Here is a 23,536-nt window from a genome sequence, read left to right as displayed (position 1 = left end):
TTCACTCGTTGCGCAGCGCTTCGACGGGGTTGACTTGCGTCGCCCGGCGGGCGGGCAGCCAGCAGGCGATCAGTCCGACGAGGACGAGCGCCACCACGCCGCACGTCACCACGAGCGGATCGAGCGCCGTGATGCCGACGAGGAAGCTGCTCAGCAACCGGCTCGTCGCGACCGTCAGGCCCAGGCCCGCGGCCAAGCCGCCAGCGATGGCGACCGCGCCGTAGCGCAGCATCCAGCGCAGGATGGTCGCGGTGTCGGCTCCGAGCGCCATGCGCACGCCGATCTCCTGGGTGCGCAACGTCACCGTGTAGCTCATGACGCCGAAGATGCCGAGCGCGGCGAGCAGCACGGCGGTGGCGGCAAACGCGCTGGTGAGGAAGAGCGTGATGCGGCGCGGCGCGTTCTGGCGGTTGAGCTGCGCCTCGAGCGTGGAGGGATGATCGAGGGCGAGGCCCGCGTCGATCTTGTGCGTGGCTTGCGTGACGAGGCGCGAGAGCGTGGCGGCGTCGCCGGTGAACTGCACGACGGCGGAGATCCGCGCGCGCGGTTGCTGTTCGAAGGGGAAATACGCCAGCGGTTGCGCGGCGCTCTCGAAACCGCGCGGGCGGACGTCCGCCACGACACCGACGATCGCGGCGGTCGGCGGCGGGCGATTGCGGGAGGGCGGACCGCTGCCGGGGCCGCCGAGGCCGGGCACGGCGAGTTGGGCGCCGAGCGTCAGGCCTTTGGGATAATACTGTTTCACGAACGCTTCGTTCACGAGGGCGACGGGCGGGGCGTCCGCGCCGTCCTGCTCGGTGAAAAGGCGCCCTTGGCGCAGAGCGATGCCGGTGGCGGGAAAAAAGTCCGGCGTCACGGACGTGATCGCCATCTGCTGCGGCGCGGAATTGACCGAGGCGTTGGCATTGCCGGTGCCGCCCTGCACGGTGGCGGAGAGCACGATCTGGGAGTAGGGCGACAGCGGCGGCAGGTCGGTGATCGCGGCGGACTTTACGCCCGGCAACGCGCGGATGTTCTCGAGCCAGCGTCGCGCGAAGTCGCGTTGCTGTGCCGGCGTGCTGTAGCGGCGCGGGAGGGACAGGTTCGCGGTGAGCACGTCGCTCACCCGGAAGCCGAGGTCGGTCGAGTAGAGCTGGTAGATGCTGCGGATGAGCAGGCCGGTGTTGATCGCCAGCACCAGAGCGAGAGCGAACTCCAGTGCGACGAGCGCCTGCCGCCAGCGCGAGCCGCCGCGCGAGGCTTGCGCGCAACCTTCCTTGAGTGTGTCGAGCAGGTCCACGCGCGCGCCTTGCCAGGCGGGGGCGAGTCCGAAGGCCAAACCCGCGACGAATGCGAGCAGCAAGGCGAAGGCGAGCACCGTGAGGTTGACGCCCACGGGATTCACGCGCGGCAGGTAATCGGCGAGCCATCTTTGCAGAACCTGCGAGGAAGCCCACGCTAGCGCCGTGCCGGCCAGCCCGCCGAGCAGGGCCAACACGAGGTTTTCCGCGAGCACCTCGGCGGCGAGGCGCCCGGGCGAGGCACCGAGGGCGGCGCGCACGGCGACGTCGCGTCGGCGTGTGGCGGCGCGCGCCAGCTGGAGGTTGGCGATGTTCGCGCAGGCGATGAGCAGCACGAAGCCGACGGCGCACAGCAACAGCCACAAGGTGGCGCGCGACTGGCGGGCGAGCTGTTCCTGCAAGGTCACGAGCTGCGCCTTGGAGCCGACGAAGGGAAGTTGGAGACGCGGCGGTCCACCGGCGGGAGGAACACCGGCGGGGCCGAGGCGGCGTTCGTCGGCAGCGGGTGTCGGGTTCGCTGAATTGCTCGGCGCGGAAGCGGGCGCGGCGACGACGCCGGATGTCGGCATGTCGGCCCGCGGCGTGGCGACCGTCGTCTGGCTTCCACCGGCGGCCTGACGCTGGGCGAGCGCGTCGGCGATGGCCTTTTGCACCGCCGGGTTGTTGGGGTTGGCACCGGGCGGCAGCTGCAGGCTCACGCCGCGCGGCAGCGAAGGTGTCGCGTCGGGCGCGGGGCTGGCGGGCGCGGCGGCTCGTTCGGCACCGGAGTTTGCGGCAGCAGGAGCGGAGGTGGCGTTTGCCGGTGCGGCGGCGGTCGGCGGAGCGGCGCGGCGGTCGGCGTTGGGGCCGCCGTCAACGAAACCGGTCGCCAGAGTCGTCCAGAACCGGTCGGAGATTTCGTCGAGCTCTCGTTGGGCGGTTTCGTGCTTCGTGCCCGGCATCAAACGGCCGAACACGCGGACCATCTGGATGCGGAGCTGGCCCGGCGCGCTGGGCGTGAGTTGGAGCGGGCGCCAGAATTGCACGGGATCGGTGAACTCGAACGCGGGCGGCAGCACGCCGACGATGGTGTGCGGCGCGTCGTCGAGCATGACGACTTCGCCGAGGGCGCTGTCCTTGCCTTCGAAGCGGGATTGCCACGCGCTGTAGCTGAGGACGGCGGTGAGCGGCGCGCCGGGTTTCAGATCGGCGGCGTCGAAGAGCCGGCCGCGCCACGCGCTCACGCCGAGCATGGGAAAGAATTCGCCGGTGACCGCGGCGGTGGGCACGCGCACGGCGCCGTCGCCGCGTTGGAGCGCCGAGGAGCTGTTGCGGTAGGCGGCGAGGGCGCGAAAGGTTTTCGGCACGGCCTCGGTCCAGCCGAGAAATTCGTTGTCGGGCATCTGGTCGCCGCCGCCGGGAAGATTGAGGGAGGCGTCGCGCGGCGGCTTGCGCACGAGCACGAGTTCGCCGGGCTGCGGGTAGGGCAGCGGCTTCAGCAGGACGGCGTGGACGACGGAGAAGATCGCGGTGTTCGCGCCGATACCGAGCGCGAGCAGGCCGATGATGAGAACGCTGAAAAGCTTGTGCGCGCGCAAAGCGCGCAGGGCGGAGGCGAGGAGATCCATGGTGCGGTGGGGTGCAGTGCGGCGAGACTCAGCCCAAGCGCCGCCGCGCACGCCGTTTGTCTAGCGGCGATCCGAAAACCGGGTTTCCACCGTAAGCGGCGGGCTGGCACGCGCCCGTTGCTCCCTGGGGCGCGGCCAAGGCCGCTGCCCGCCGTTCCGACAAAGCGTGTTTCGGATAGCCTACGGCACTACTCCGTTAGGTAGGTGCGCTTGCCAGGTAGCGGGTGCGTTGGACCCGTCCTCGGAGAGGCCGGGCTACCTCGCGTTTTCCGAGCGAAAAGAGAGACCTAGTTGAGTAGTGCTAGTGCGGAGGAAATTTCCCGCCCGACGCAATTTCAGCGCGGCTGATGCGGGGTGCGCGAGGCCCGGCGGATGCGGCGAATCTCCGCAGCCGGAATGCCGAGCGACTCGAGGAAGTCGCGGTGCGCTTCCGGCGACTGGCGCTCGAAGGCGATGTGCCATTGGTGCATCTCGGGTTCGTCCATGCCAGCGGCGCGCAGGAGCGCGACCCAGCGTTCCTTGTTCATGATGCGCGTGCGGCGTGCGCCGCGTTGCGGGCCGAGCAGGTCGACGACGATCTGTTGCTGGCGGCGCAAGGCAGCGATCTCGCGGTTGAGGGAGGTGAGACGCGCGTGCAGTGCGGCGTTGACGGCTGATTTCGGTTTTTCGGACGCGTCGAGCACAGCGGCGATTTTCTCCAACGTCAGGCCGGCGGCGCGGTAGCGGCAGATTGCGGCGAGGCGCGCGCGGTCGGCGGCGTTGTAGAGCCGATAGCCGGCGGCAGTGCGGTAGTCCGGGCGCAGCAGGCCGATGCGATCGTAATAAAGCAGCGTGCTGCGCGTGAGGCCGAACTCGGCGGCGAGCTGGCGAATGGTCGTCATGCAGGAAAGGGGCGAGCCCGAAGCCAGATTGCCGGCGCCGGGCTCGCGAGGGAAGGCTCAGTTCGTCGCGCGGGAATGCTCGCGGATGCGGGCGATCTCCGTCGGCGTCAGGCCGAGCCACGCGAGGAATTTCTCGTGGGCGGCCGGTTGCTGGCGCTCGAACTCGCGGTGGAGTCGGGTGCGCAGAGTGGCGTCGATGCCGGCGGCTTCGAGCACGGCGACGAATTGGTCTTTGGTGAGCGAATCTTTCATGATGTTTCTCCTTTGAGGTTGGCGTGGCGCGGGATGCGGCACAGCGCCGAAGATGCACTGTGCACCGATGGTCACCTCCAGAAAAACCCGTCCTTGAACTGCGCGCAGCCGTCACGCAACGTGGCCGGCTTCACGCATGCCAGCGCTCCTCAATCTCCTCGACGTCAGCCTCGCTTTCGGCGGTCCCGCCATCCTCGACCACATCAATTTTCAGATCGAGGCGGGTGAGCGCGTGTGTCTCGTCGGCCGCAACGGCGCGGGCAAGTCGACGCTGATGAAAGTCATCATGGGCGAGATGAAGCCGGACACCGGCGACGTGTTCCGCCCGCAAGGCTCGCTCTACGCGCGCCTGACGCAGGAGGTGCCGACGGACGTGACCGGCAACGTGCACGACATCGTCGCGAGCGGATTGCGACCGAACGACGATCACCACGAGGAGGACTGGCAGCGCGATGTGCGCGTGGAGGATTTGATCAACCACGTCGGCGTGCCGCCGACACAGGAGTTTTCGGCGCTCTCCGGCGGCTTGAAGCGTCGCGTGCTGCTGGCGCGAGCGCTGGCGGGGCAGCCGGATTTGCTGCTGCTCGACGAGCCGACGAACCATCTCGACCTCGAATCGATCCTCTGGCTCGAGGAACTGCTGCTCGAAACGAAGCCGACGCTGTTTTTCGTGACGCACGACCGCGCCTTCCTGCGCAAGATCGCCACGCGCATCGTCGAGCTCGATCGCGGCCGGCTCGCGGGCTGGGCGTGCGACTACGACACCTATCTCGTCCGCAAGCAGCAGGTGCTGGAGGAGGAAGAGAAGCAGCGCGCGGCGTTCGACAAGAAGCTCGCGCAGGAGGAAGAGTGGATTCGCCGCGGCGTGAAGGCCCAGCGCTCGCGTGCCACCGCGCGCATCAACGCGCTGAAGGAAATGCGGGCCGAGGCCAAGGCGCGCCGCGAGCGCGTCGGCAACGCCACCCTGAAACTCGCCGAAGCCGAGCGCAGCGGCCAGAAGGTCGTCGAGGCGGAGAAGGTCGACTACACGTGGGCCGGAGGGAAGACGGTGCTGCGCGATTTCTCGATCACGATCAATCGCGGCGAGAAGATCGGCATCCTCGGGCCAAACGGCGCGGGCAAGACGACGTTGATCAAACTGTTGCTCGGTCAGCTGCAGCCGACCAGCGGCGTGATCAAGCACGGCACGAATCTCGAGGTCGTCTACTTCGACCAGCTCCGCGCGCAGATCGACGACAACAAGACCGTCGCCGACAACATCGCGAACGGCAACCCGACCGTCACGATCGAGGGCCGCACGCGCAACGTGATCAGTTACCTGCAGGATTTCCTCTTCGAGCCGACGCGCGCTCGCACGCCGGCGCGCGTGCTTTCCGGTGGCGAGCGTAACCGCCTGCTGCTCGCGAAGCTCTTCACGCAGCCGGCCAACGTGCTCGTGCTCGACGAACCGACGAACGACCTCGACGCCGAGACCCTTGATCTGCTGGAGGATTTGCTCGTGGAGTTCCAAGGCACGCTGCTGCTCGTGTCGCACGATCGCGCGTTCCTCGACGAAGTCGTGACGAGCACGCTGGTGTTCGAGGGCGACGGCCAGATCGGCGACTACGTCGGCGGCTACAGCGATTGGCAGGCAGAGCTGAAGAAACAGGCGACGCGTGGTCGTGGGAGCGAGCTTGCTCGCGACCAGGATCGTCGCGAGCAAGCTCGCTCCCCAAAAGCGGATTCAGCGAACGTGGGATCATCGTTGAAGAAGCTCTCGAACAAAGAGCGCGCCGAACTCGACGCGTTGCCCGCGCGGATCGAGGCGCTCGAGAAGGAGCAGGCCGATCTCACCGCCAAGCTCGGCGATGCGAATTTCTACAAAACCGGCGGCGCTAAGTTCGCCGAGGTGAAGGCGCGGCTCGAAACCGTCGAACGCGAACACGCCGCGGCGTTCGCCCGCTGGGAAGAACTCGAGGCGCGCAAGGGCTGATCAGCGCGGCGCGAGTTCGAGTTCGACGACAGTCGGCGTGTTGGCGTGCAACTGCACGTCGGCGACGATGGGATAGCACTCCACGGCGGGAAAAGGGCACCAGTAGCGCTCGGGATTTTCGCCGGCGCGCAAGTTGGCGTCGCGCGCGGTGAGCCGCCAGGTCGCGGAGCCCGGCGGATGGATTTCGAATTCGGTTGCTGATCGGCGGGTGAAGGTGGTGTCCGGGTCGTTGACGAACGGCTCGACGAGCGTGACGGCTCGGTCGTGCGAGCTCGTTAGCTCGAAGTGTTTCACCAGGCGGTCGCGGTAGAAGCGGTGCGTGAGCACGTAGCCGATGTCGCTCGTGTGGCCGGTGGCGTCGCGCAGCTGGCCGGCGACCGTGACCGCGAAACCGTCGGGGACGCGGTCGATGCGCATTGTGCCGTTCGCCTCGAAGAGATTCGTGTAGCGGACCCCATCGATCGTGCACTCGATGCGCGGCGTGAGCGGAAGGAGGTCGCCTTCGATCGGCATGTGCGCGGGTTCGGGGCGTTGGTAGCGGGTGGCCGAGGAAGTTTGCGCGAAGCCGCGCGGACCGAAGCCTTCGAGCCAGAGATTCGTGAGGCTGCCGCCGCGGCTGACGAGCTCGCGGCCGTAGCGGGCGATGCCGCCGTAGGCGGAGACGGTGGCCATCATCTTCTCGGTGCGCACGACGGCGACGTTGACGGTGGGGAAGAACCGAACCGGTGGCGGCGCGAGTCGGGGGGCGACGATTTCGACGGATGGCAGGAAAGGTGCGAACTCGATCACCGTGGCGAGGCTCTGCGCACGGACGAACGTCGAGTAGAGGCACGGCGGCTGCGTCGAGGCGTGTCGCGCGGCGTGCGGGCCGTAGGTGACGAGGCCATCGGCGAGGTTATCGCGCACGAGATAGCCGAGGCAGCGGTCGCCCAGTTCGCCGAGGCGCGCGTCCTGATCGCCGAGCAGCGCGAAACTGAAATAGACGCCCGGCGCGGTCTTGGTGCCGCTCTCGTAGGTCCACTTGAAGGAACGCGTGCCCCAGGAGTTGTCGATCGAGCCGTTGGGATAGACGAACGCGGCGTGCGCGCGGAGCAGTTCGCCCGCACGGTGGCGCAGCGGCTCGTCGTGGGTGAGCAAGCCGTAGAGCGCGAGGTAGCCGATGGATTGCGCGAGGTTGTAGCCGAGATCGACGCCCTGACCTTCGCCGACGATGAGATTGTCGGCGTTGACGGAGGCGAGTGTGAGGCGGATGAGTTCGGCGGCGCGCACGCGCCAGCGGGGCGGCGGGTTTTCGATCACGCGGGCGGCGAGTTCGAGCGCGACGGCGCCGGTCGGGTGGTAGTTGATGTTGGCGATGGCGGGATTGGCGGCGGTGAACTCGGCGGCGGAGCGGATGGCGCGAAGCCAGCGAGTGCGCTCGGTGGTATCGAGTTCGGGCGCGAGGATCGGATAGGCGCCGGCGAGCGAGATGAGTTGGTCGTAGGTGGTGCCGTTCCAGCCGTCGTGTTTCGGCCAATCCTCGCCCCACGCGCCGTTGGGTTGCTGTTTGGCGAAGAGCCAATCGGCAAGGTGGCGCGCGGCCTCGCGATAGCGTGCGTCGCGCGTCGTGCGATAGACGACGGCGAGAGGGTAGACCGCTTCGGCGGCGCGCGAGTGGAGCGGATGTTCCTGCGGGTTGCGGCTCGGGCAGACGAGCGCGCCGAAGTCGGGCGAGGTGCGCTCCGTGATTTGGGTGGCCACGAGCGAATCGCAGAGCGTTTGGAGCGTGGCGGCGTAACGGGCATCGAGGGCGTGCGCCAGTGCGGGAAACCCGAGGAGAAGGACGCAAAGCGAGAGGCGCAGCTTCATGGGATGCAGCGCGAGCGTCACGTCGCGCGGACATCGAGTCAACGACCCAGCCTTGCACGACGTGTCACGACGTGGAAGCTCGCGCGATGAATCTACGCGACGTGCCGGTGTTGGTGACGGGTGGGAGCGGATTTGTCGGCGGCTCGATTGCCGGCTGGCTGGCGGAGCAGGGGGCGAAGGTGACGGCGATCGTGCGTCAGGCCGGTCCGCATCGCGGTCTCGAAGCGGCGAATGTCACGCAGGTCGAGGGCGAGTTCGTCGATGCGGCGACGGCGGCGCGCGTTTGTGCGGGGCAGAGGTTCGTCGTGCATGCGGCGGCGACGGTCGGCAAGGATCTGGCGGATGCGTTGGCGGTGAACGCGAGCGGCACCGGCACGCTGGCGGCGGCGGCGCGCGCGGCGGGCTGCCGGCAGTTCATCCACATCTCGACGCTTTCGGTCTACGACTTTCAGGCGGAGCGGGAGGTGTTCGACGAGGAGGCGCCGTTGCGCGAACTCGGTCGCGCCTACGCGCACTCGCCGGCGGCGTCGCCGCATTACGGGTTGGCGAAAGCGGAGGCGGAGCGGGCGTTGCGCGCGGAAATGGAGCGCGGATTGCCGGCGACGATCCTGCGGCTCGGAGCGGTGCTCGGCGTGCATCCGACTTCGGTGTGGGTGATGAAGGTGCCGGTGAAGGTGCGGGCCGGACAGGTGCCGTTGCGCGGCGACGGGGCCGATCTGATGCCGATGACGCATGTGACCAACGTGGTGCGGGCGACCGAACTCGCGCTCGGCAATCCGGTCGCGCTGGGACGCGCCTACAACGTCGTCGACGAGGAGGTGATGTGGCGCGACTTCGTCGGCGAGATGCGTGCGTGGTTCCCGGATGCGTTGCCGGCGCCGGTGATTCCGTTTGAAAAGGTGACGCGCGCGGATCGGTTCATCGCGCATTGTCCGGCGGAGCGCATTCGACGCGAACTCGGCTACGCGCCGGTGCGCAGCTATGCCGAGGGCATGGCGGAGGCGCGGGCGTGGTGGACGGCGCAGCGCGCGGGCTGAGGAGAAAAACCGCGCGGTTGTCCGCTCGCGGCGTGGCTCACTCGGTTTTCAGCTGGATGTCGGCGACGACGACGTGCGTCGCGCAGCTGAAGCGGAAGACGTGGCGCGCGGTGCCTTTCAGCGAGGAGACGCTGAGGTTGTTGCCGCGGACGATGGTGGGCAGCGTGAGCTTGCAGGGGAAACCGATGTCGCAGAGCGCGTTCTTGAAGCCGCCGACGGTCATGTTCGTGAACTCGCCGATGGCGTCCTTGAGGACGTCGGGGCCGTGAAACTCGACCTCGGAGCGGCTCATGCCGAGGATCGTGCTGACGGCGAAGAGCGCGAAGTCGTCGCTCATGCAGAGGTAGGTGACGCCGTTGGCCTCGCCGCCGAAGCCGACGTTGCCGATGAGCTGGAACTTGATCGGGTCGGTCTCGTAGGTGGACGTGGCGACGCGGTCGACCAGGTTCGCGTCGTGGCGCAGCAGCGTGCGGCAGACGTTCTGCATGGCGTTCGCGATCGATTCTTGGATGAGGGCGTCGGTGATTTGCTGCGCTGCGGCCATGCGGAAAGACTTGGGGGAAAACGATACCAGCGGGTAATCGGCCCGTCGGGCGGCGGGCTTGAGCGGAATCGTCGCGGGGAAAACAAAAGCCCCGGCGCGACGGCCGGGGCGGGGGAGGCAACGGATGGGGACCGGGTTATTCGGATTTCTCCGCTTTGGCAGCGGGCACCGGCAGATTGAATTCCTGGAGCAGCGCCGTGACTTTGCCCTCGATGTCGGCGTCGGGCACGAGCGGGTTGAGGCCCGCGTGGCGGACGACGCCCTTCGGGTCGATGATGGCGACGTAGGGGATGCCGCGGATCGCGTAGTCGGGGTTGAAGACGTTGGCTTCGCTGAAGGCGACGTCCCAAGTCATTTCCTTGAGCTTCATGAACTGGGGCATGAGGTCGTATTCCTTCTGCGGATTGCCCCGCGTGTCGATCGGCTTGGACTCGATGCCGTGGACGTGCCCCTGGAGGCTGGTGACGCCGAGGAACTTCACGGGCGAATCCTTGAAGTGCGCGACTTCCGCGCGAACTTTCGGGAAGGAGGCGACGCACGGGCCGCACCACGTGGCCCAGAAATCGAGGACGACGATCTGGCCTTTGAGCTCGGAGAGTTTCTTGAGTTCGCCCTTCGACGACCACGTGAAACTGATCTCGGGCGCGGGCTGGCCGACGAGGGCGGCGACCTTGGCTTCCTCGGCGGCTTCCTGGGCGGCGGCTTGTTTCTTGCCCTCGTCGGAGAGCGAGAAAAGCGCCTGCTCGGCCGCGGTGGCGGCCTGCGTGCCGGGGAAGTCGGCTTTCAGGGAAGAGAAGAGTTTCTTGGCGGTTTCCTCGTCGCCGAAGACTTGGAGGAAGAGGGCGGCCTTCATCATCGCGATGTTGGCGGTTTCGTCGTTTTTCGCCGGGTATTTGGCGAGGAGCGCGTCGAACTCGGCGATCTCCGCCTTGAGCGCGTCGGGCGTGCGCTGGCCGGCGCGGAGCTTGCCGCTGATCTTAGCCACCAAGGCGTCGAGATCGGCCTTGGCGGAGGCAGCGGGGGCCGCGGCGGGCGCGGCGGGCGCGGCGTCCTGCGCGTGGAGCGAAGCGAGGGGGAACACACCGAGCACGAGCGCGGCGAGCAGCGAACGGATTTTCATAGGGTGAGAGCAACCAATCCACGCCTCGGGACGGCCGCAAAAAGAAAAGCGCGGCGCGGCATAGCCCGAAAGTCGCGTGGCGGCGCGCGTCTGGGACCGCTTCGCGTGTCCTGCGCGGGCGAGCGATTTTGGGGCAGGCTTGGCTTAAGCGGTTGCCAAACCGGCCGATGAGTCTGATCGAACACACCCTTCGATGACCTCTTCCACGCCGGTCGTTCTTCGTTTGGGCGGCGCCTGCCTTGCCGCCTTCTTCATTTGGTCTTCGGCTGCGGCCCAGACCACCGTAGCCTTCACCGGCGGCGACGCGGGCGATGGGCTCGCGCTTACGCCCGGCAATGTCGTGCAGGCCTACAACATCAACGGCGGCAGCGTGACGTGGCAGGGCGTGGCGTTCACCGGGCTGACGCTTGGCGTGCAGGACCCGACATTTGACCAGACCTCCGCGGACCCCTTCGCGGGGCAAGCTTCGTCCGACGACAACGCGCTGCGGAGCATCCTGCAGACGCTCGCGTGGGACGACGGCGGCGGCAGCCCGATCAACTACACGTTCGCAGGCCTTACGGCCGGCGCCACGTATCAGCTGACGGTGCTCTACTTCTCGGGCGAGTTCGCGGAGCGCGAGCAGGCTTTCCTCGCGAACAACACGCTGATCACGCTCGCCACTGTGTCGCAGACGACGGCGAGCTACACGAGCTTCGAAGCGACGGCGAATGGGAGCGGCGAGATTTCGTTCCGGGCGGTGCAGTCCGGAGATTACGGCGGCACCGGCAATCAGGATGGTGCGATCATCAACGCGATCGTCCTCTCGAATGTGAGCGCCGTGCCGGAGCCGGCGACTTGGGCGGCGATCGCCGGTGCGGCTGCGCTGGCGGTGGTGCTGGTGCGACGCCGGTGGCACCAACGCGCGGCTTGAGGTGTTGGCCGATTGATGCAGCTGTGCGGCGCGAGTTCACGCAGCTCGTTGCTGCCGGGGCGGCGGCGACCACCAGGAAGCTTTGGCGATGAGGTGGGAGCGAGATCCCGGCATGAGGCGCGCGCAAGCACGCTGCCTACGGGTTTGATTCTGTGCGCACCACGCGTCAGCGCTCGCGATTTGGACGAGGGGCCCGGCCTTCACCAAGGCGACTGACCGGCAAGAAAAAACCCCGGCGCTTTCGCGTCGGGGCTCGGAGAGCTGAAGGCTGACAGCTGATCGCTGTGAGCTGATTACTTCTTCGCGGCCTTGGCGTCCGCGATCGCGGCCTGGGCGGCGGCGAGGCGGGCGACCGGCACGCGGTAAGGCGAGCACGAGACGTAGGTGAGGCCGATCTTGTGGCAGAACTTCACCGAGTCCGGATCGCCACCGTCAGCCGAATTTTAGTAGCTCCAGTTGTGTGCGGTTGCCCGCAGCAGTTTCGGCGGTTGCCGGCAGCACGATGCGCTCCGCTTCAGCAATCGCATGGAAGTTCAGCCGACTGAGGAGTTCCACGGTGACTGCCCGCTTGGCACCCGGGAAGATCAGCGTGTCCATGAACTCCATCGCCGTGCGCGAATTCAACACTGTCGCAACGAGCGTGGCTTCAGCGGAGGTGGCGAAGGGCAGGAAGTAGCAAGTGTCGTCGAAAAGCACCGGACGACTCTGCCAAGGACCGACCACGATGAACTTCACCGGACGATGCAAGGACGAGACCGCAACCTTCCATGGCGCGAAAGTATACTCACCCAAGCCAAACACAGCGAAACGCCCTCCGCGCCGATAGATGGAACTCTTGCGTGCGGCGAATGCGGCGGCGTGACGATTAAGGTAGGCCAGCGCCTTGGGTGCGGAGGACAGATGCAGATCGGCAGGCTCCCGCAGCGAGGCCTGCGGAAGCAGGATGGCGCGCGTTGGTGTGCCGGAGCGTCGCGCGAGGTCGGTGCTTTTGCACCAAGGGTAGATCGTTTCCGCCTCCACGGACACGAGTTCGCCTGCCTGATTGCGCCATCGATCTTCAGTGTCCGGTTCCAGCTCAAGGACGGAAGCACAGTCATGCTTCAGTCCGGAACGCCACTGAAACGGGAACAGTCCCTCGAAGGCGCGCATCCGCTCGTAAGCGCCAAGATTCGCCACCAGATCGGCTCCGGCCAGCCCAAATCGATGTGTGGGGACATCGCTCTCCAGATCGGCGAAAACAGCCGCAGCACAAGGGCCGGAGGATCCGAGCCGTGCGACGAGCAGGCATGCATCGACCGCCGCGCCGAAATGAGCGGCCGCGTCGATCAGGTGGAGGGAAGCTTGCGTGATCGGGAGGTGTCCGCGCCACGCGTGACGCAAGACTTTTCGCGCGGTGGCGGTCTTGCAGAGCACGGCGAGCGTGGCGGGGCGCCCGCGCCGCGCGGCGAGCAATCGCAGGATCATCCACTCGGCGATGTCGAAATTGGCTTTGCCGGTCTTGGCAGCCAATCCACGCAAGCCGTAGATGTTGGTCTTGGCGGGAAGGTTCGCGCCATCAACGGCGGCGACGGCGGCGTTCGTGACCCAAGGTGGATTTCCGAGGATCAGCGGGTCAGCGTCAGCGGATAGTTCAGCATCCCAGTCGTGCGCGAAAAAATCGGCCACCCGAACCACGGATTTTGCGTGCAGGGTTTGCGCGTGGCTAGCGTAGTCGGGGTTGATCTCAAATCCGTGGAGAGGGACACCAGGAAAGGATCTGGTCGCCGCGCCGAGAAATGCGCCGATGCCGCATGTCGGTTCGACGATCCTACTGGGCTTCATGCCGAGGCGTCGAAGGCAGGTGCAAGCATCATCCGCGAGCGGCGCGGGTGTCTGGAAGTCGCCGAATTCGATTTTGGTGGCCGGTTTCATTGGCCAAGCCGCGCGACGCCTGCAACTCGACCGGCCTTCTCAATGGCGCGGCCGTATTGTAGCCGCCACTGAAGAGCGTTGGAAATCGTCAGATATCCGACCGCAGGCGGACGGCGCAGAACTTCTTTGGCGAGCCGCAATGCTTCGATGTCGTCTACTGGCAGCAGTCTCTCCTCGAAGAAAGCGAGGATGTCATCTCGATTGGCTTGGGATTTGATAATACGACGCAGCCCCGTCGTCGTCTGGAAGTCACCCGTTTGGGCTGCAGAGACGAAGATAGTGTGGAGTATGTTCAGGCGAGCCGCGCGCGGCCGCCGGTGGTCGGTCTTGTCGTAGACGAAGATGAGGAGGGAGTATCCCAGCCCGTAGATCTTCTGGCGTGCATTCGTGAACGGACAGGAGGATTGCGGCTGGCGAATGCTCGTCACCTTGATGTCCACCGCGAGTTCGGGAATGTCGATCCCTTTAGCTGAGTTGCCTCCGGAGAAGGAGAATCTCTCGCGTAAGTGGGCGATAAACGCGTGTTCGATGTATGTGCCAACGGCTTTACCGTCGGTCACGGCATACAGGTCTGGCACGAGCTTTTTCGATTGCGCGCGAGCAAAGGCCGAGGCTTCGGCTTTAAATGAACGCAGCGTGAGTCTGACTGGCATGTGGCGAAAGAACGACAACCGTGTTGCGATGACGAGCCCGGATTCCTGAGGTTTCGGGGCGCGAAAAGAAAAGCCCCGGCGGTGAGGCCGGGGCTCGAGAGTGCGAGGGCGATTGAGGGCAACCGCCCCTACCGAAGGCTTACTTCTTCGCGGCCTTGGCGTCCGCGATCGCGGCCTGGGCGGCGGCGAGGCGGGCGACGGGCACGCGATAGGGCGAGCACGAGACGTAGGTGAGGCCGATCTTGTGGCAGAACTTCACCGAGTCCGGATCGCCACCGTGTTCGCCGCAGATGCCGAGCTTGATGCCGGGGCGGGTCTTCGAGCCCTTCTCGATCGCGATCTTCATGAGCTGGCCCGTGCCGTTCTGGTCGACGGAGGCGAACGGGTTCTTCTTGAAGATCTCGGCTTCCTGGTAGGCGCCGAGGAACGAGCCGGAGTCGTCGCGCGACATGCCGAGGCAGGTCTGCGTGAGGTCGTTCGTGCCGAAGCTGAAGAACTCGGCGGTCTGCGCGATCTCGTCGGCGGTGAGGGCACCGCGCGGGACTTCGATCATGGTGCCGACGGAGTAGTCGACCTTCGTCTTCTGCTCGGCGAACACCTTGGCGGCGACTTCGTGGACGATCGCGACCTGCAGATCGAGCTCCTTCTTGAAGCCGACGAGCGGGATCATGATCTCGGGCTTGGTCTTGATGCCCTCCTTCTTGGCCTGCACGGCGGCCTCGATGACGGCGCGCGCCTGCATGGCGGTGATCTCGGGATACTTGATGCCGAGACGGCAGCCGCGGAAGCCGAGCATCGGGTTGAACTCGTGGAGTTCGTGCACGCGGTGCTCGATCTTCTCGGCGGCGATGCCGAGCTTCTTGGCGAGGTCGGCCTGCTGCTCCTTCGAGTTCGGGAGGAACTCGTGCAGCGGCGGGTCGAGGAAGCGGATGGTGGCGGGGAAGCCCTTCAGCGCTTTGAAGATGCCGTAGAAGTCGCCGCGCTGATACGGGAGCAGCTTGGCGAGGGCGGCCTCGCGGCCGGCGACGGTGTCGGCGAGGATCATCTCGCGCATGGCGTCGATGCGGTCGCCTTCGAAGAACATGTGCTCGGTGCGGGTGAGGCCGATGCCGACCGCGCCGAACGCGACGGCGATGCGCGCCTGTTCGGGCGTATCGGCGTTGGTGCGGACGGACAGCTTGGTGGCCTGCGCGCACCACTTCATGAGCTGGGTGTAGTTCTTGAACTTCTCCGTGGCCATCGCGGCGGCGTCACCGTTGACGAGGCCGGCGATGATTTCCGACGGAGCGGTCTTGATCTGGCCGGCGTAAACCGTGCCCGACGTGCCGTCGATGGAGAGGTAGTCGCCTTCGGCGAACGTCTGGCCGGCGATGGTGGCGGTCTTCGCGTCGTAGTTGATGTTGACGGCGGAAGCGCCGCAGACGCAGACCTTGCCCATCTGGCGGGCGACGAGTGCGGCGTGCGAGGAGACGCCACCGCGAGCGGTGAGGATGCCTTCGGCGGCGATCATGCCACGGAGGTCTTCCGGCGAGGTCTCGACGCGGACGAGGAGGACCTTTTCGCCCTTGTCGGCGGCCTGGACGGCGCGATCGGCGTTGAAGTAGATCTTGCCGGTGGCGGCGCCGGGGCCGGCCGGGAGACCGGTGGCGATGACGGCGGCCTTCTTGACCTCGGCGAGGTCGAAGATCGGGGCGAGGAGCTGCTCGAGCTGGTCGGCCGGGTTGCGGAGCACCGCAGTCTGCCAGTCGATGAGCTTTTCCTTCACCATGTCGGCGGCGAACTTCAGCGCGGCGGCGGCGGTGCGCTTGCCGTTGCGCGTCTGGAGCATGAACAGCTTGCCGTCCTGGATGGTGAACTCGACGTCCTGCACGTCCTTGAAGTGCGCCTCGAGGGTCTTGCGGACCTTGAGGAGCTCGGCGTAGGCCTGCGGGAGGTGGTTCTTGAGCTGGGCGACGGGCTCGGGCGTGCGGACGCCGGCGACGACGTCTTCACCCTGAGCGTTGATCAGGAACTCGCCGTAGAATTCGTTGACGCCGTTGGCCGGGTTGCGGGTGAACGCGACGCCGGAGCCGGAGTTTTCGCCGGTGTTGCCGAACACCATGGCCTGCACGTTGACGGCGGTGCCCCACTCGGTGGGGATGTTGTATTTGCGGCGATAGACGATCGCGCGGTCGTTCATCCAGGAGCCGAACACGGCACCGGCGGCGCCGCGGAGCTGGTCCCACGGATTGTTCGGGAAGGACTTGCCGGTGCGCTCGAGGACGAGGGCCTTGAAGCGCTTCACGAGCTCGGCCTGATCTTCGGCGGTGAGTTCGGAGTCGACGATGTCCTTGTGATACTTCTCGTGCTTGAAGCCGTGGATCACGGTTTCGAACGGCTCGTGATCTTCGTCGGGGCGCTTCTGCACGCCGAGGACGACGTCGCCATACATCTGGATGAAGCGGCGGTAGCAGTCCCACGCGAAGCGGGCGTTGCCGGTGGCCTTCTCGAGGGAGACGACGGTCTGGTCGTTGAGGCCGAGATTGAGGATCGTGTCCATCATGCCCGGCATCGAGTCGCGGGCACCGGAACGGACGGCGACGAGGAGCGGCATGCCCTCGGTGGCGCCGAACTTCGTGCCCATGATCTTTTCCATGTTCGCGACGCCGGCTTCCATCTGCGCCTGCAGCGAGGCGGGATAGGTGCGCTTGTTCGCGTAGTAGTAAGTGCAGACCTCGGTCGTGACCGTGAATCCCGGAGGAACGGGCAGACCGATGCGGGTCATCTCGGCGAGGTTGGCGCCCTTGCCGCCGAGGAGCGGCTTCATCGAGCCGTCGCCGTCGGCTTTGCCGGCGCCCCAAGTATAGACATACTTCGGGCCTTTGGCGGACGCTGCCTTGGCGCGTCCGGCGGATTTCGGAGCCGCTTTTTTGGCGGCGGGTTTCTTGGCAGGAGCCGTTTTCTTAACGGCCTTCTTGGCGGGAGTTTTCTTGGCCATGTGAGTTGAAATTTCGGGTGATAACAGACCGCGGAACAGAGGGAGCTATCGCAGTCACAAGCGCGAAATGTGTCAACGGCGCACGCTTGCCAAATACGTGTCATTTCTTGCGCGGCGACCCAATGCGCGCGTGGTTCGGTCGATACGGGAAAACGCCCGTGGTCGGGGGCGGGCTGATGCCGTTTCCGGTCGGCTTTCCGCCGAAGTCCCGCCCATGCGCCGCTTTCGGCAAGCCTCGGAACGAAGCCGGGATTGCGCCGTGGCGAAAAAGAGCCTCTCTTGACCCGCCTTGAGCGACACGCCACCCAATTCCCCCTACGACGACGAAGGCCAGCTCGTGGCTGACACCGAGCCCGCGCCGAGCCCGCGCGAGAAGCCGATGGGGTTTCTCGACCACCTCGAGGAGCTGCGCTGGACGCTGATCAAGTGCGCGATCGTGTTCGCGATTTTCGTGACCGTGATCGCCTACCGCATGGAGGACGCGTCGACGCTGCTGAACTGGCCGCTGGAACAGGTGAAGGCGGAGTTCCCGAAGATGAAGACCGACCTCGTGACGAACAGCCCCATGGGCGTGTTCACGGTCATCATCGATATGTGCCTCATTGGCGGCATCGTGCTGGCCCTGCCGTTTTGGATCTACTTTCTGGGCCGATTCATTTCGCCCGCCCTGAACGAAAAGGAGCTGCGCGTCATCGTGCCGACCGGGCTGTCGGCGTTCGCGCTCTTCCTTGGCGGCTCAGCGTTCGGTTATTATTTTCTCACTCCGAACACCATTCGCGTGGCCTTCGAGCTGAACGAAATGCTCGGCTACACGGTGATGTGGACGGCGGACAAATACTACTCGCTGCTCATGTGGATGGTGCTCGGCATGGGTGCGGCGTTCGAGTTTCCGCTGCTCGTCGTGCTCGCGGTTTACATGGGGCTGATCGAGGTCGCGACGCTCCGCAAATTCCGCCGTCACGCGATCGTCGTCATCTTCATCATCGCCGCGGTCGTCACGCCGACGCCGGATCCGTTCAACCAGACGCTCTTCGCGCTGCCGTTGATTCTCCTCTACGAGATCGCGATCCTCGTGGCTTCGCGCATCACGGCTCGACGGAAGATCCGTGGGTGAGCGGTGCGTCAAGACGGGCGCTGGCGTCCCTGCCGGCGCTGAGAACGTGGCCAGACGGTGCCGCGTTCGTTGTCGCCGCCAGGACGGCGGCTACCACCTCTTTTCCGCGCGAATCGCCGCGGCCTATTTCTTCGCGGCGGCGACCTTCGTCATCACGCCCGGATTTTTCTCGAGGTAGCGGGTGAGCGCCTCGATGGCGGCGAACGTCTCGGGCGAGATGTGGTGTTCCATGCCCTCGACGTCGTCGTAGATCACCTTCTCGTCGGCGACGCCGATGACGCGGAGGAACTCGGTGAGCAACTGGTGGCGGTGCGCGATGCGGCGCGCGACCTCGAGACCGGTGCTGGTCAGGACCATGCCGCGGTATTTCTCATATTTCACGAAGCCCTCGCCATCGAGCTTCTGCACCATGGCCGTGACGCTGGCCTGCGAGATTTTCAGCTCCGCGGCGATGTCGACCACGCGGGCGTAGCCCTTGCGCGAGATCAGTTGCTCGATCTTTTCGAGGTAATCCTCCGCGGCGACGGAAGTGCGGGGGCGGGAAGCGGAGGTGGCCACAGGCGGCGGGCCGCGACGGTCGGCGTTACTTGCGGTTGGCGCGCTGGAACGCGAACACCGTCTTGAGCATCTGCAACGCCAGCCAGAACACGCCGCTCATGCACGCTGCGGCCATCGTCGACCAGAAGCGGATCATCGTCGGGTCGTTCGACGGCACGTGCGATTGCAGCACGTAGTAGAAGAAGGTGAAAAACGCGGCGACGAGCACGAGGTCGACCACGAGTGCGACGAGCGAAAAACCTTTTTTCTCCGGCGAGGACATCCGGGAAATCGAAGGAGCGGGCGCAGCTTTGTCGAATAGAATCTTCGGCAGCCGGAGCGGGATATCGATCTCCACGACGTCGCTGTCGGCCGAGAAGTGCAGCCGCGCGCCGTTCTGGATGAAGGTGTTCAGCATCGACTTGTTTTCGCGCCGCACCTGCGCGAACAGTCGCGGCAGGCCCCGCCGCCGGCCGAGGATGCGCAGGTATTTCAGCAGCGTCGACGCCATGCCCAGCCGCCGCTGGCTGTCGTGCACGAGGAAGGCGCATTCGGCCGAAGAGTTGTCCGGCGCATGCACGAGCCGGCCCATCGCCCACAAGCGTCCTTCGCGACCGTCGGGGCCGTGTTCGAAGATTCCCAGCGGCGCTTCCCGCGCCGGATCCACGCTCACCAGGCGCGCCGCCCGCTCCGCCGTCATGTCGTGGATCAGGTAGCCGTAGCGCGCGCGGATGGTCTCGCTCGACAGGGTGGCGAACATCTCGGCGACGCGTGTGGCATCCGCGGGGCCGAGCATGCGCAGCCGGTAGTCGCGGCCATCGCGCAGGCGCACGAGGCGCGGCGGCAGGATCGCAACAGGAGCGGAGGGCGCAGTGGCGTTCACGGGGGGCGCATACTCTCTAGCGCGGGCGGGGCGCCGGGAAAAGACATTTGGCGGCCACTTGCCGCACGTTTGCCCGGGATTTTTCCGGGGGCTTTTTTCGTGCAAGTGACGGCATTTTCCCCTACGCCTCGGGGCACTCCATGCTTAGTCGTCTCAAGTTCTGGCTGATGATCGGGCTGTTGGTCTCGAATCTCGCCGTCGGTCTCCTCAGTCTTTATGTGCTTCGCAGCGTCAATCGGGGTTACGCCAACCTGCTCGATCGCAGCGTGCCGACACTCAACGCCCTGCGCACGCTCACCCGCGAGCTGAGCGGTGTGCAGCGCCTGGCGCGACGCATCGTCGACCCCGACAACGAGCGCGCTTGGGCCGATTTGCTGCCACAGATGAGCGAGGCCAGCGACCTCGCCAAAGCGCACGCCATTGATCTCGCCACTGCCGAATCGCTGACCAGCTCGCCCTTGCGTGCGACGATCGAGCGCCTCAGCAAGGATTACGATCAGCGCGTCGATGCCTTCCTCGCGCTCGCCCGGGACAAGAAACTGGACGAGGCGAACCGCTACAACAACGACACGCTGCGTCCTGCCTACGACACCTACCTCAACGCGCTCGATGACGCCGCGGACCTCGTGCAGGAGCAGGGCCGCCACCTGCGCGACCGCTATGCGGAGGACTCGCGCTTCTTCAGCAGCCTGCTGCTCGCCTTCGCCGGCTGGCCGTTGCTCGCCGGTCTTGCCGCCGTGTTCATCATGGCGGTGCTGATCGTGGGGTTGCTGGTCTCGGTCTTCGCGCCGGGGTTGATGTCCCGCCGACCCGAACAGCCCGGCAACGGCTCCTGAGGGGCGATCCGCCGCAGTGCGGATCGCGGCGGCATTCGTGCGCGTGACGCCGCGCCGACCCGAAGCGAACCTTTCCGGGTTTCTTCGCGGTGTCGCCTGCGCGTCGTTCCTAGAACGCTTGCGGTATCGCCTGCGTGAGATTCACCGGCGCGCCATCGGTGACCAGCATGTTGTCCTCGATGCGCACGCCGCCGAGGCCGAGGTGTTGCTCGGCCAGCGACCAGTTCACGCAGTCGCGGTATTTCTCGCGGCGCACGGGATCGTTCAGCAGCGCCGGGATGAAATACAGGCCGGGCTCCACCGTCACGATGTAGCCGGGGCGCAGCGGCAGATCGATGCGCAGGCTGCGCAGGCACGGGCGCGGGTCCTTCGTGCGGCCGGGCTCGAGTCCGCCCGCGTCGCGCACGCCGAGGCCGAGCATGTGGCCGATGCCGTGCGGGAAAAACAGCATGTGCGCTTCCTGCTCCACGAGCGAGCTGGCATCGCCCTTCATCACTCCCATGTCCACGAGGCTGCCCATCATGTCGACCGCCGCGCCGAAATGGATGTCCTTCCACTCCGCGCCGGGCACGCATTTCGCGCAGGCGCGCGCGTGCGCGTTCTTCACCGCGGCGTAGAGATCGCGCTGGAACGCGCTCGGTTTGCCGCCGGCCACGTAGGTGCGCGTGACGTCGATCACGTAACGATCCAACTCGCCGCCGGCATCGATGAGGATGAAGTCGCCCTCGCGCGCGATGCGATCGGGCGATGGCGAACCGTGGAAGACCGCCGCCTGCTTGCCGACGCCGACGATGCTGTCGTAACCAGTCTTGTCGGCGCCGCCGCGGAAGAATCCCGCTTCGAGTTCGATCTGCATGCGGCGCTCGCTCACGCCCGCGCGGAGGAACGGCTGCACGGCGGCGTAGCCTTCGGCCGTGGCGGCGGCGCAGCGCCGCATCAACTCGACCTCGGCTGCATCCTTCGGCCGCCGCACATGGCGCAGCGCATCGCGCACCCGCGCCGTCAGCGCCTCATCGGCGGCTACGCCATCGATCGGCATGCCGAGCAGCGCGACGCGGCGATTTTTGCGCGCGGCCAGCCATGCGCCGAAGTCGCTCAGGAATTCGCCGGGCAATTGCACCGCGCCGTCCCACACGCGCTCCATCTCCGTCACTTCGGGCACGAATGACGTCCAGGCGTTCGCCTGCGGGTCGTAGGCGACGATGCCGCCGGGCGCGTCGGCATGGCCCGCGAGGTAATAGTATTCCTGGTGCGCGATGAAGGGCAGGTGCTGCTCGCTCAATTCGGGCTTCGGGATCGGATGGCCGGCGCCGACGAGCAGGAGCTCGTCCGGTTTCAGGCCGAGGGCGGAGACGATGCGGGCACGGCGGGCGGAGTAGTCGACGCTCATGAGGAAAATGGGGTTGCCGTCCAAAGAGACACAAATCCCGCGGCAGGGAAAGCGCGGAGGCGCGGCGGCGCGGAGCCGAGGCACATGCGGGCGCGACGCGGTGCCGCGCCGGCGCTCAACGCTTCTTCGCGTCGAGTTCCTCGGCCTTGTCGAGGATTTGCAGGGAATCGCGCGCCATCTCGGATGCCGGGGAAATTTTCAGGGCAGTCTGAAACCGCTCGCGCGCCTCGTCGCGCCGCCCGAGACGGAGCAACGCGAGGCCGCATGCGGTCTGCGCTTCGACGCTGTCGGGTTTCGCCGCGATGGCGGCCTCGAAATGCGTGAGTGCGGCCGGCATGTCGTTGCCGCGCGCCGCGATCGATCCGAGTTCGAACTCGCCCGCATAGGCGTCGATTTTCCGCGCAGCCTCGGCGTATTCCACCGCCTTGGCGTGGTCTTCCTTCGAGGTGCCGAAATTCCAATAATAGCGCGAAACGCCGGCGAGCGCGGTCGCGTTCTTCGGGTCGAGTTGCAGCGCCTTCTCGAAGGCCTTGCGCATCTTGCCCGCGTAGGAGCTGCGGTCGAGCCGGCCGGCATTGGCCATGTGCGCCATGACGGCGGAGCCGAGCTGCGCGTGGAATCGCGCCTGCTTCGGGTCGAGCTTGATGGCCTTTTCGGCGAGCTTCATGCCGTCCTCGGTCAATTGCTGGCCGACGCGCACGCGGCTGAGTTCCCAGACCGCGACCGGGTCGGGTTTCTTGGCGAGGGCCAGCGGCTCGATGAGCCGCTCGGCGGCGAGGAATTGGCCTTGGTCGAGCAACTCGGCGGCGCGCTCTGTGGGCGATTGGGCGATCGCACGGACGGCGACGACGAGGACGAAGACGAGGAGCAGGCGGGCGATGGGCGAAGTCATGAGGCGTCCGCGCACAGCGACCGGACGCCCCGAGCAAGACCGTGGGTGCCGCGCGGGTCAACGCGCGACGCGTGCGGCATCAGTTCTTCGCGGCAGGCGCGTCGAGCTCGGCGAGCGCTCTTTTCGCCGCCTCGAAAGTCGGGTTTAGCTTGAGCGCAGCGGCGAAGGCAGTGCGCGCCTCGTCCTTGCGGTCGAGTTTGGCGAGCATGCGGCCGCAGTTGAAATGGGTGCCGGCGGCTTCGGGCTTGAGTTGCGCGGTGGCTTGGAAGTGCGCGAGGGCGTCGGCGAATTTCTCGCCGCGTTCGGCGATGCGGCCGAGTTCGAGTTCGCCGAGGAACGCGTCGATCTCCCTCACGCGGGTCGCGAATTCCGCGGCTTTGACCAGGCTGCCGCCGGCGATCTCCGGTGCGTTGGCGAAGTAGCGCGCGAGGCCGATGAGTCCGCTGAGATTTTTCGGGTCCAGCTTGACTGCCTTCTCGAAAGCCTTGCGCATCTTGCCGGCGACCATCGCCTGCTGCATGAAGCCGAGCTCCGGCATGCGGGCGCTGAGCGCGACGCCGAATTGCGCGTGGTAGTCGGCGTTCGTGGGGGCGAGCTGCGCGGCCTTCTCGGCGAGCGTGGCCACTTCCTTGGTGTTCTTCTGCGCGAGGCGCACCTGGCTGAGCAGATGGAGCGCGGCTGGATCGGGCTTCTCGGCGGCGACCAGCGGTGCGAGGGCGGCGTCCGCTGCGGCGAGGTCGCCGTTTTTGAGCGCGACGGTGGCGGTTTCAAGAGCGGTCTGAGCCGGAGCGGCGACCGCGAGGATGAGCGCCGCGAGGGCGGTGAGGAATGAACGATGGATTTTCATGGAAAGGGAGGCGGAGGCAATTTGCCGTAATACGGCAAATTG

The 23,536-nt window shown here is 66.4% G+C and carries 20 protein-coding genes; 5 read left to right on the top strand and 15 right to left on the bottom strand.

What is annotated here, in order from left to right; genetic code table 11:
* Position 1: 1 nt before the first annotated feature.
* The 3 genes from KF715_16775 to KF715_16765 all read right to left on the bottom strand — a co-directional run bounded on the left by KF715_16775 (position 2) and on the right by KF715_16765 (position 4,020).
* Positions 2–2,887, bottom strand: coding sequence for an ABC transporter permease (locus KF715_16775; protein ID MBX3738352.1), 2,886 nt, complete (start codon positions 2,885–2,887; stop codon positions 2–4).
* Positions 2,888–3,222: 335 nt separating this feature from the next.
* A complete protein-coding gene (locus KF715_16770; protein MBX3738351.1) occupies positions 3,223–3,768 on the bottom strand; it encodes a MerR family transcriptional regulator in 546 nt (181 codons plus the stop codon).
* A 57-nt stretch (positions 3,769–3,825) separates the two neighbouring features.
* Complete coding sequence (locus tag KF715_16765) at positions 3,826–4,020, bottom strand: hypothetical protein (GenBank protein ID MBX3738350.1); 195 nt, start codon at positions 4,018–4,020, stop codon at positions 3,826–3,828.
* 136 nt (positions 4,021–4,156) lie between these two features.
* Between KF715_16765 and KF715_16760 the strand changes: the two genes are divergently transcribed.
* The gene (locus KF715_16760) at positions 4,157–5,992 is read left to right on the top strand and encodes an ATP-binding cassette domain-containing protein (protein MBX3738349.1); all 1,836 of its coding nucleotides are present in this window, start codon (positions 4,157–4,159) and stop codon (positions 5,990–5,992) included.
* Here the strand turns inward: KF715_16760 and KF715_16755 are convergent, their stop codons facing one another.
* Positions 5,993–7,840: a hypothetical protein gene (locus KF715_16755; GenBank protein MBX3738348.1), complete on the bottom strand. Its 1,848-nt coding sequence runs from the start codon at positions 7,838–7,840 to the stop codon at positions 5,993–5,995.
* Positions 7,841–7,926: 86 nt separating this feature from the next.
* On the opposite strand from KF715_16755, the gene KF715_16750 reads away from it, so the two are divergent.
* A complete protein-coding gene (locus KF715_16750) occupies positions 7,927–8,877 on the top strand; it encodes an NAD(P)-dependent oxidoreductase (protein MBX3738347.1) in 951 nt (316 codons plus the stop codon).
* 37 nt (positions 8,878–8,914) lie between these two features.
* Here the strand turns inward: KF715_16750 and KF715_16745 are convergent, their stop codons facing one another.
* Both KF715_16745 and KF715_16740 read right to left on the bottom strand, forming a co-directional pair.
* Positions 8,915–9,421, bottom strand: a complete 507-nt coding sequence (locus KF715_16745) for a chemotaxis protein CheX (GenBank protein ID MBX3738346.1) — start codon at positions 9,419–9,421, stop codon at positions 8,915–8,917.
* 136 nt (positions 9,422–9,557) lie between these two features.
* On the bottom strand, positions 9,558–10,541 hold the full coding sequence (locus tag KF715_16740; GenBank protein ID MBX3738345.1) for a TlpA family protein disulfide reductase: 984 nt from the start codon (positions 10,539–10,541) through the stop codon (positions 9,558–9,560).
* Positions 10,542–10,734: 193 nt separating this feature from the next.
* Here KF715_16740 and KF715_16735 point away from each other — a divergent pair, with 193 nt between their 5' ends.
* On the top strand, positions 10,735–11,454 hold the full coding sequence (locus KF715_16735) for a PEP-CTERM sorting domain-containing protein (GenBank protein MBX3738344.1): 720 nt from the start codon (positions 10,735–10,737) through the stop codon (positions 11,452–11,454).
* A gap of 293 nt (positions 11,455–11,747) precedes the next feature.
* On the opposite strand, the gene KF715_16730 is transcribed toward KF715_16735, so the two are convergent.
* The 4 genes from KF715_16730 to ppdK all read right to left on the bottom strand — a co-directional run bounded on the left by KF715_16730 (position 11,748) and on the right by ppdK (position 16,995).
* Positions 11,748–11,867: a hypothetical protein gene (locus KF715_16730; GenBank protein MBX3738343.1), complete on the bottom strand. Its 120-nt coding sequence runs from the start codon at positions 11,865–11,867 to the stop codon at positions 11,748–11,750.
* A gap of 19 nt (positions 11,868–11,886) precedes the next feature.
* Entirely contained in the window at positions 11,887–13,365 is a 1,479-nt protein-coding gene (locus KF715_16725; GenBank protein MBX3738342.1) for a hypothetical protein, read from the bottom strand.
* Positions 13,362–14,018 (bottom strand): hypothetical protein, encoded by a 657-nt coding sequence (locus tag KF715_16720; protein ID MBX3738341.1) that lies wholly within the window; start codon positions 14,016–14,018, stop codon positions 13,362–13,364. Before KF715_16720 ends, KF715_16725 begins: the two co-directional genes overlap by 4 nt.
* 139 nt (positions 14,019–14,157) lie before the next feature.
* A complete protein-coding gene (gene ppdK / locus KF715_16715; protein ID MBX3738340.1) occupies positions 14,158–16,995 on the bottom strand; it encodes a pyruvate, phosphate dikinase in 2,838 nt (945 codons plus the stop codon).
* A gap of 289 nt (positions 16,996–17,284) precedes the next feature.
* Here ppdK and tatC point away from each other — a divergent pair, with 289 nt between their 5' ends.
* Complete coding sequence (tatC, locus tag KF715_16710; protein ID MBX3738339.1) at positions 17,285–18,109, top strand: twin-arginine translocase subunit TatC; 825 nt, start codon at positions 17,285–17,287, stop codon at positions 18,107–18,109.
* Positions 18,110–18,232: 123 nt separating this feature from the next.
* On the opposite strand, the gene mntR is transcribed toward tatC, so the two are convergent.
* The gene (gene mntR, locus KF715_16705) at positions 18,233–18,667 is read right to left on the bottom strand and encodes a transcriptional regulator MntR (protein MBX3738338.1); all 435 of its coding nucleotides are present in this window, start codon (positions 18,665–18,667) and stop codon (positions 18,233–18,235) included.
* A 25-nt stretch (positions 18,668–18,692) separates the two neighbouring features.
* Complete coding sequence (locus KF715_16700; protein MBX3738337.1) at positions 18,693–18,929, bottom strand: hypothetical protein; 237 nt, start codon at positions 18,927–18,929, stop codon at positions 18,693–18,695.
* A 740-nt stretch (positions 18,930–19,669) separates the two neighbouring features.
* On the opposite strand from KF715_16700, the gene KF715_16695 reads away from it, so the two are divergent.
* Positions 19,670–20,365 carry an MCP four helix bundle domain-containing protein gene (locus KF715_16695; GenBank protein MBX3738336.1) on the top strand — a complete coding sequence of 232 codons (696 nt, stop codon included), beginning with the start codon at positions 19,670–19,672 and terminating at the stop codon, positions 20,363–20,365.
* 109 nt (positions 20,366–20,474) lie between these two features.
* Here the strand turns inward: KF715_16695 and KF715_16690 are convergent, their stop codons facing one another.
* The 3 genes from KF715_16690 to KF715_16680 all read right to left on the bottom strand — a co-directional run bounded on the left by KF715_16690 (position 20,475) and on the right by KF715_16680 (position 23,494).
* Positions 20,475–21,755: an aminopeptidase P N-terminal domain-containing protein gene (locus KF715_16690; protein MBX3738335.1), complete on the bottom strand. Its 1,281-nt coding sequence runs from the start codon at positions 21,753–21,755 to the stop codon at positions 20,475–20,477.
* Positions 21,756–21,870: 115 nt separating this feature from the next.
* Complete coding sequence (locus tag KF715_16685) at positions 21,871–22,647, bottom strand: tetratricopeptide repeat protein (protein ID MBX3738334.1); 777 nt, start codon at positions 22,645–22,647, stop codon at positions 21,871–21,873.
* A 79-nt stretch (positions 22,648–22,726) separates the two neighbouring features.
* Positions 22,727–23,494, bottom strand: a complete 768-nt coding sequence (locus tag KF715_16680) for a tetratricopeptide repeat protein (GenBank protein ID MBX3738333.1) — start codon at positions 23,492–23,494, stop codon at positions 22,727–22,729.
* Between the last annotated feature and the right edge of the window lie 42 nt (positions 23,495–23,536).

The sequence above is a fragment of the Candidatus Didemnitutus sp. genome (genome assembly GCA_019634575.1).
GTDB lineage: Bacteria > Verrucomicrobiota > Verrucomicrobiia > Opitutales > Opitutaceae > Didemnitutus.
This window is presented reverse-complemented; position numbering and strand designations above follow the sequence as displayed.

Bases quoted from the DNA above. Each gene is read 5' to 3' on its own strand.
- KF715_16700 (MBX3738337.1), bottom strand. From the start codon at position 18,929: ATGTCCTCGCCGGAGAAAAAAGGTTTTTCGCTCGTCGCACTCGTGGTC.
- KF715_16750 (MBX3738347.1), top strand. From the start codon at position 7,927: ATGAATCTACGCGACGTGCCGGTGTTGGTGACGGGTGGGAGCGGATTT.
- KF715_16775 (MBX3738352.1), bottom strand. From the start codon at position 2,887: ATGGATCTCCTCGCCTCCGCCCTGCGCGCTTTGCGCGCGCACAAGCTT.
- KF715_16745 (MBX3738346.1), bottom strand. From the start codon at position 9,421: ATGGCCGCAGCGCAGCAAATCACCGACGCCCTCATCCAAGAATCGATC.
- KF715_16755 (MBX3738348.1), bottom strand. From the start codon at position 7,840: ATGAAGCTGCGCCTCTCGCTTTGCGTCCTTCTCCTCGGGTTTCCCGCA.
- KF715_16695 (MBX3738336.1), top strand. From the start codon at position 19,670: ATGCTTAGTCGTCTCAAGTTCTGGCTGATGATCGGGCTGTTGGTCTCG.
- KF715_16765 (MBX3738350.1), bottom strand. From the start codon at position 4,020: ATGAAAGATTCGCTCACCAAAGACCAATTCGTCGCCGTGCTCGAAGCC.
- KF715_16760 (MBX3738349.1), top strand. From the start codon at position 4,157: ATGCCAGCGCTCCTCAATCTCCTCGACGTCAGCCTCGCTTTCGGCGGT.
- KF715_16770 (MBX3738351.1), bottom strand. From the start codon at position 3,768: ATGACGACCATTCGCCAGCTCGCCGCCGAGTTCGGCCTCACGCGCAGC.
- KF715_16725 (MBX3738342.1), bottom strand. From the start codon at position 13,365: ATGAAACCGGCCACCAAAATCGAATTCGGCGACTTCCAGACACCCGCG.
- ppdK (MBX3738340.1), bottom strand. From the start codon at position 16,995: ATGGCCAAGAAAACTCCCGCCAAGAAGGCCGTTAAGAAAACGGCTCCT.
- KF715_16740 (MBX3738345.1), bottom strand. From the start codon at position 10,541: ATGAAAATCCGTTCGCTGCTCGCCGCGCTCGTGCTCGGTGTGTTCCCC.
- KF715_16720 (MBX3738341.1), bottom strand. From the start codon at position 14,018: ATGCCAGTCAGACTCACGCTGCGTTCATTTAAAGCCGAAGCCTCGGCC.
- KF715_16690 (MBX3738335.1), bottom strand. From the start codon at position 21,755: ATGAGCGTCGACTACTCCGCCCGCCGTGCCCGCATCGTCTCCGCCCTC.
- KF715_16680 (MBX3738333.1), bottom strand. From the start codon at position 23,494: ATGAAAATCCATCGTTCATTCCTCACCGCCCTCGCGGCGCTCATCCTC.
- KF715_16685 (MBX3738334.1), bottom strand. From the start codon at position 22,647: ATGACTTCGCCCATCGCCCGCCTGCTCCTCGTCTTCGTCCTCGTCGTC.
- KF715_16735 (MBX3738344.1), top strand. From the start codon at position 10,735: ATGACCTCTTCCACGCCGGTCGTTCTTCGTTTGGGCGGCGCCTGCCTT.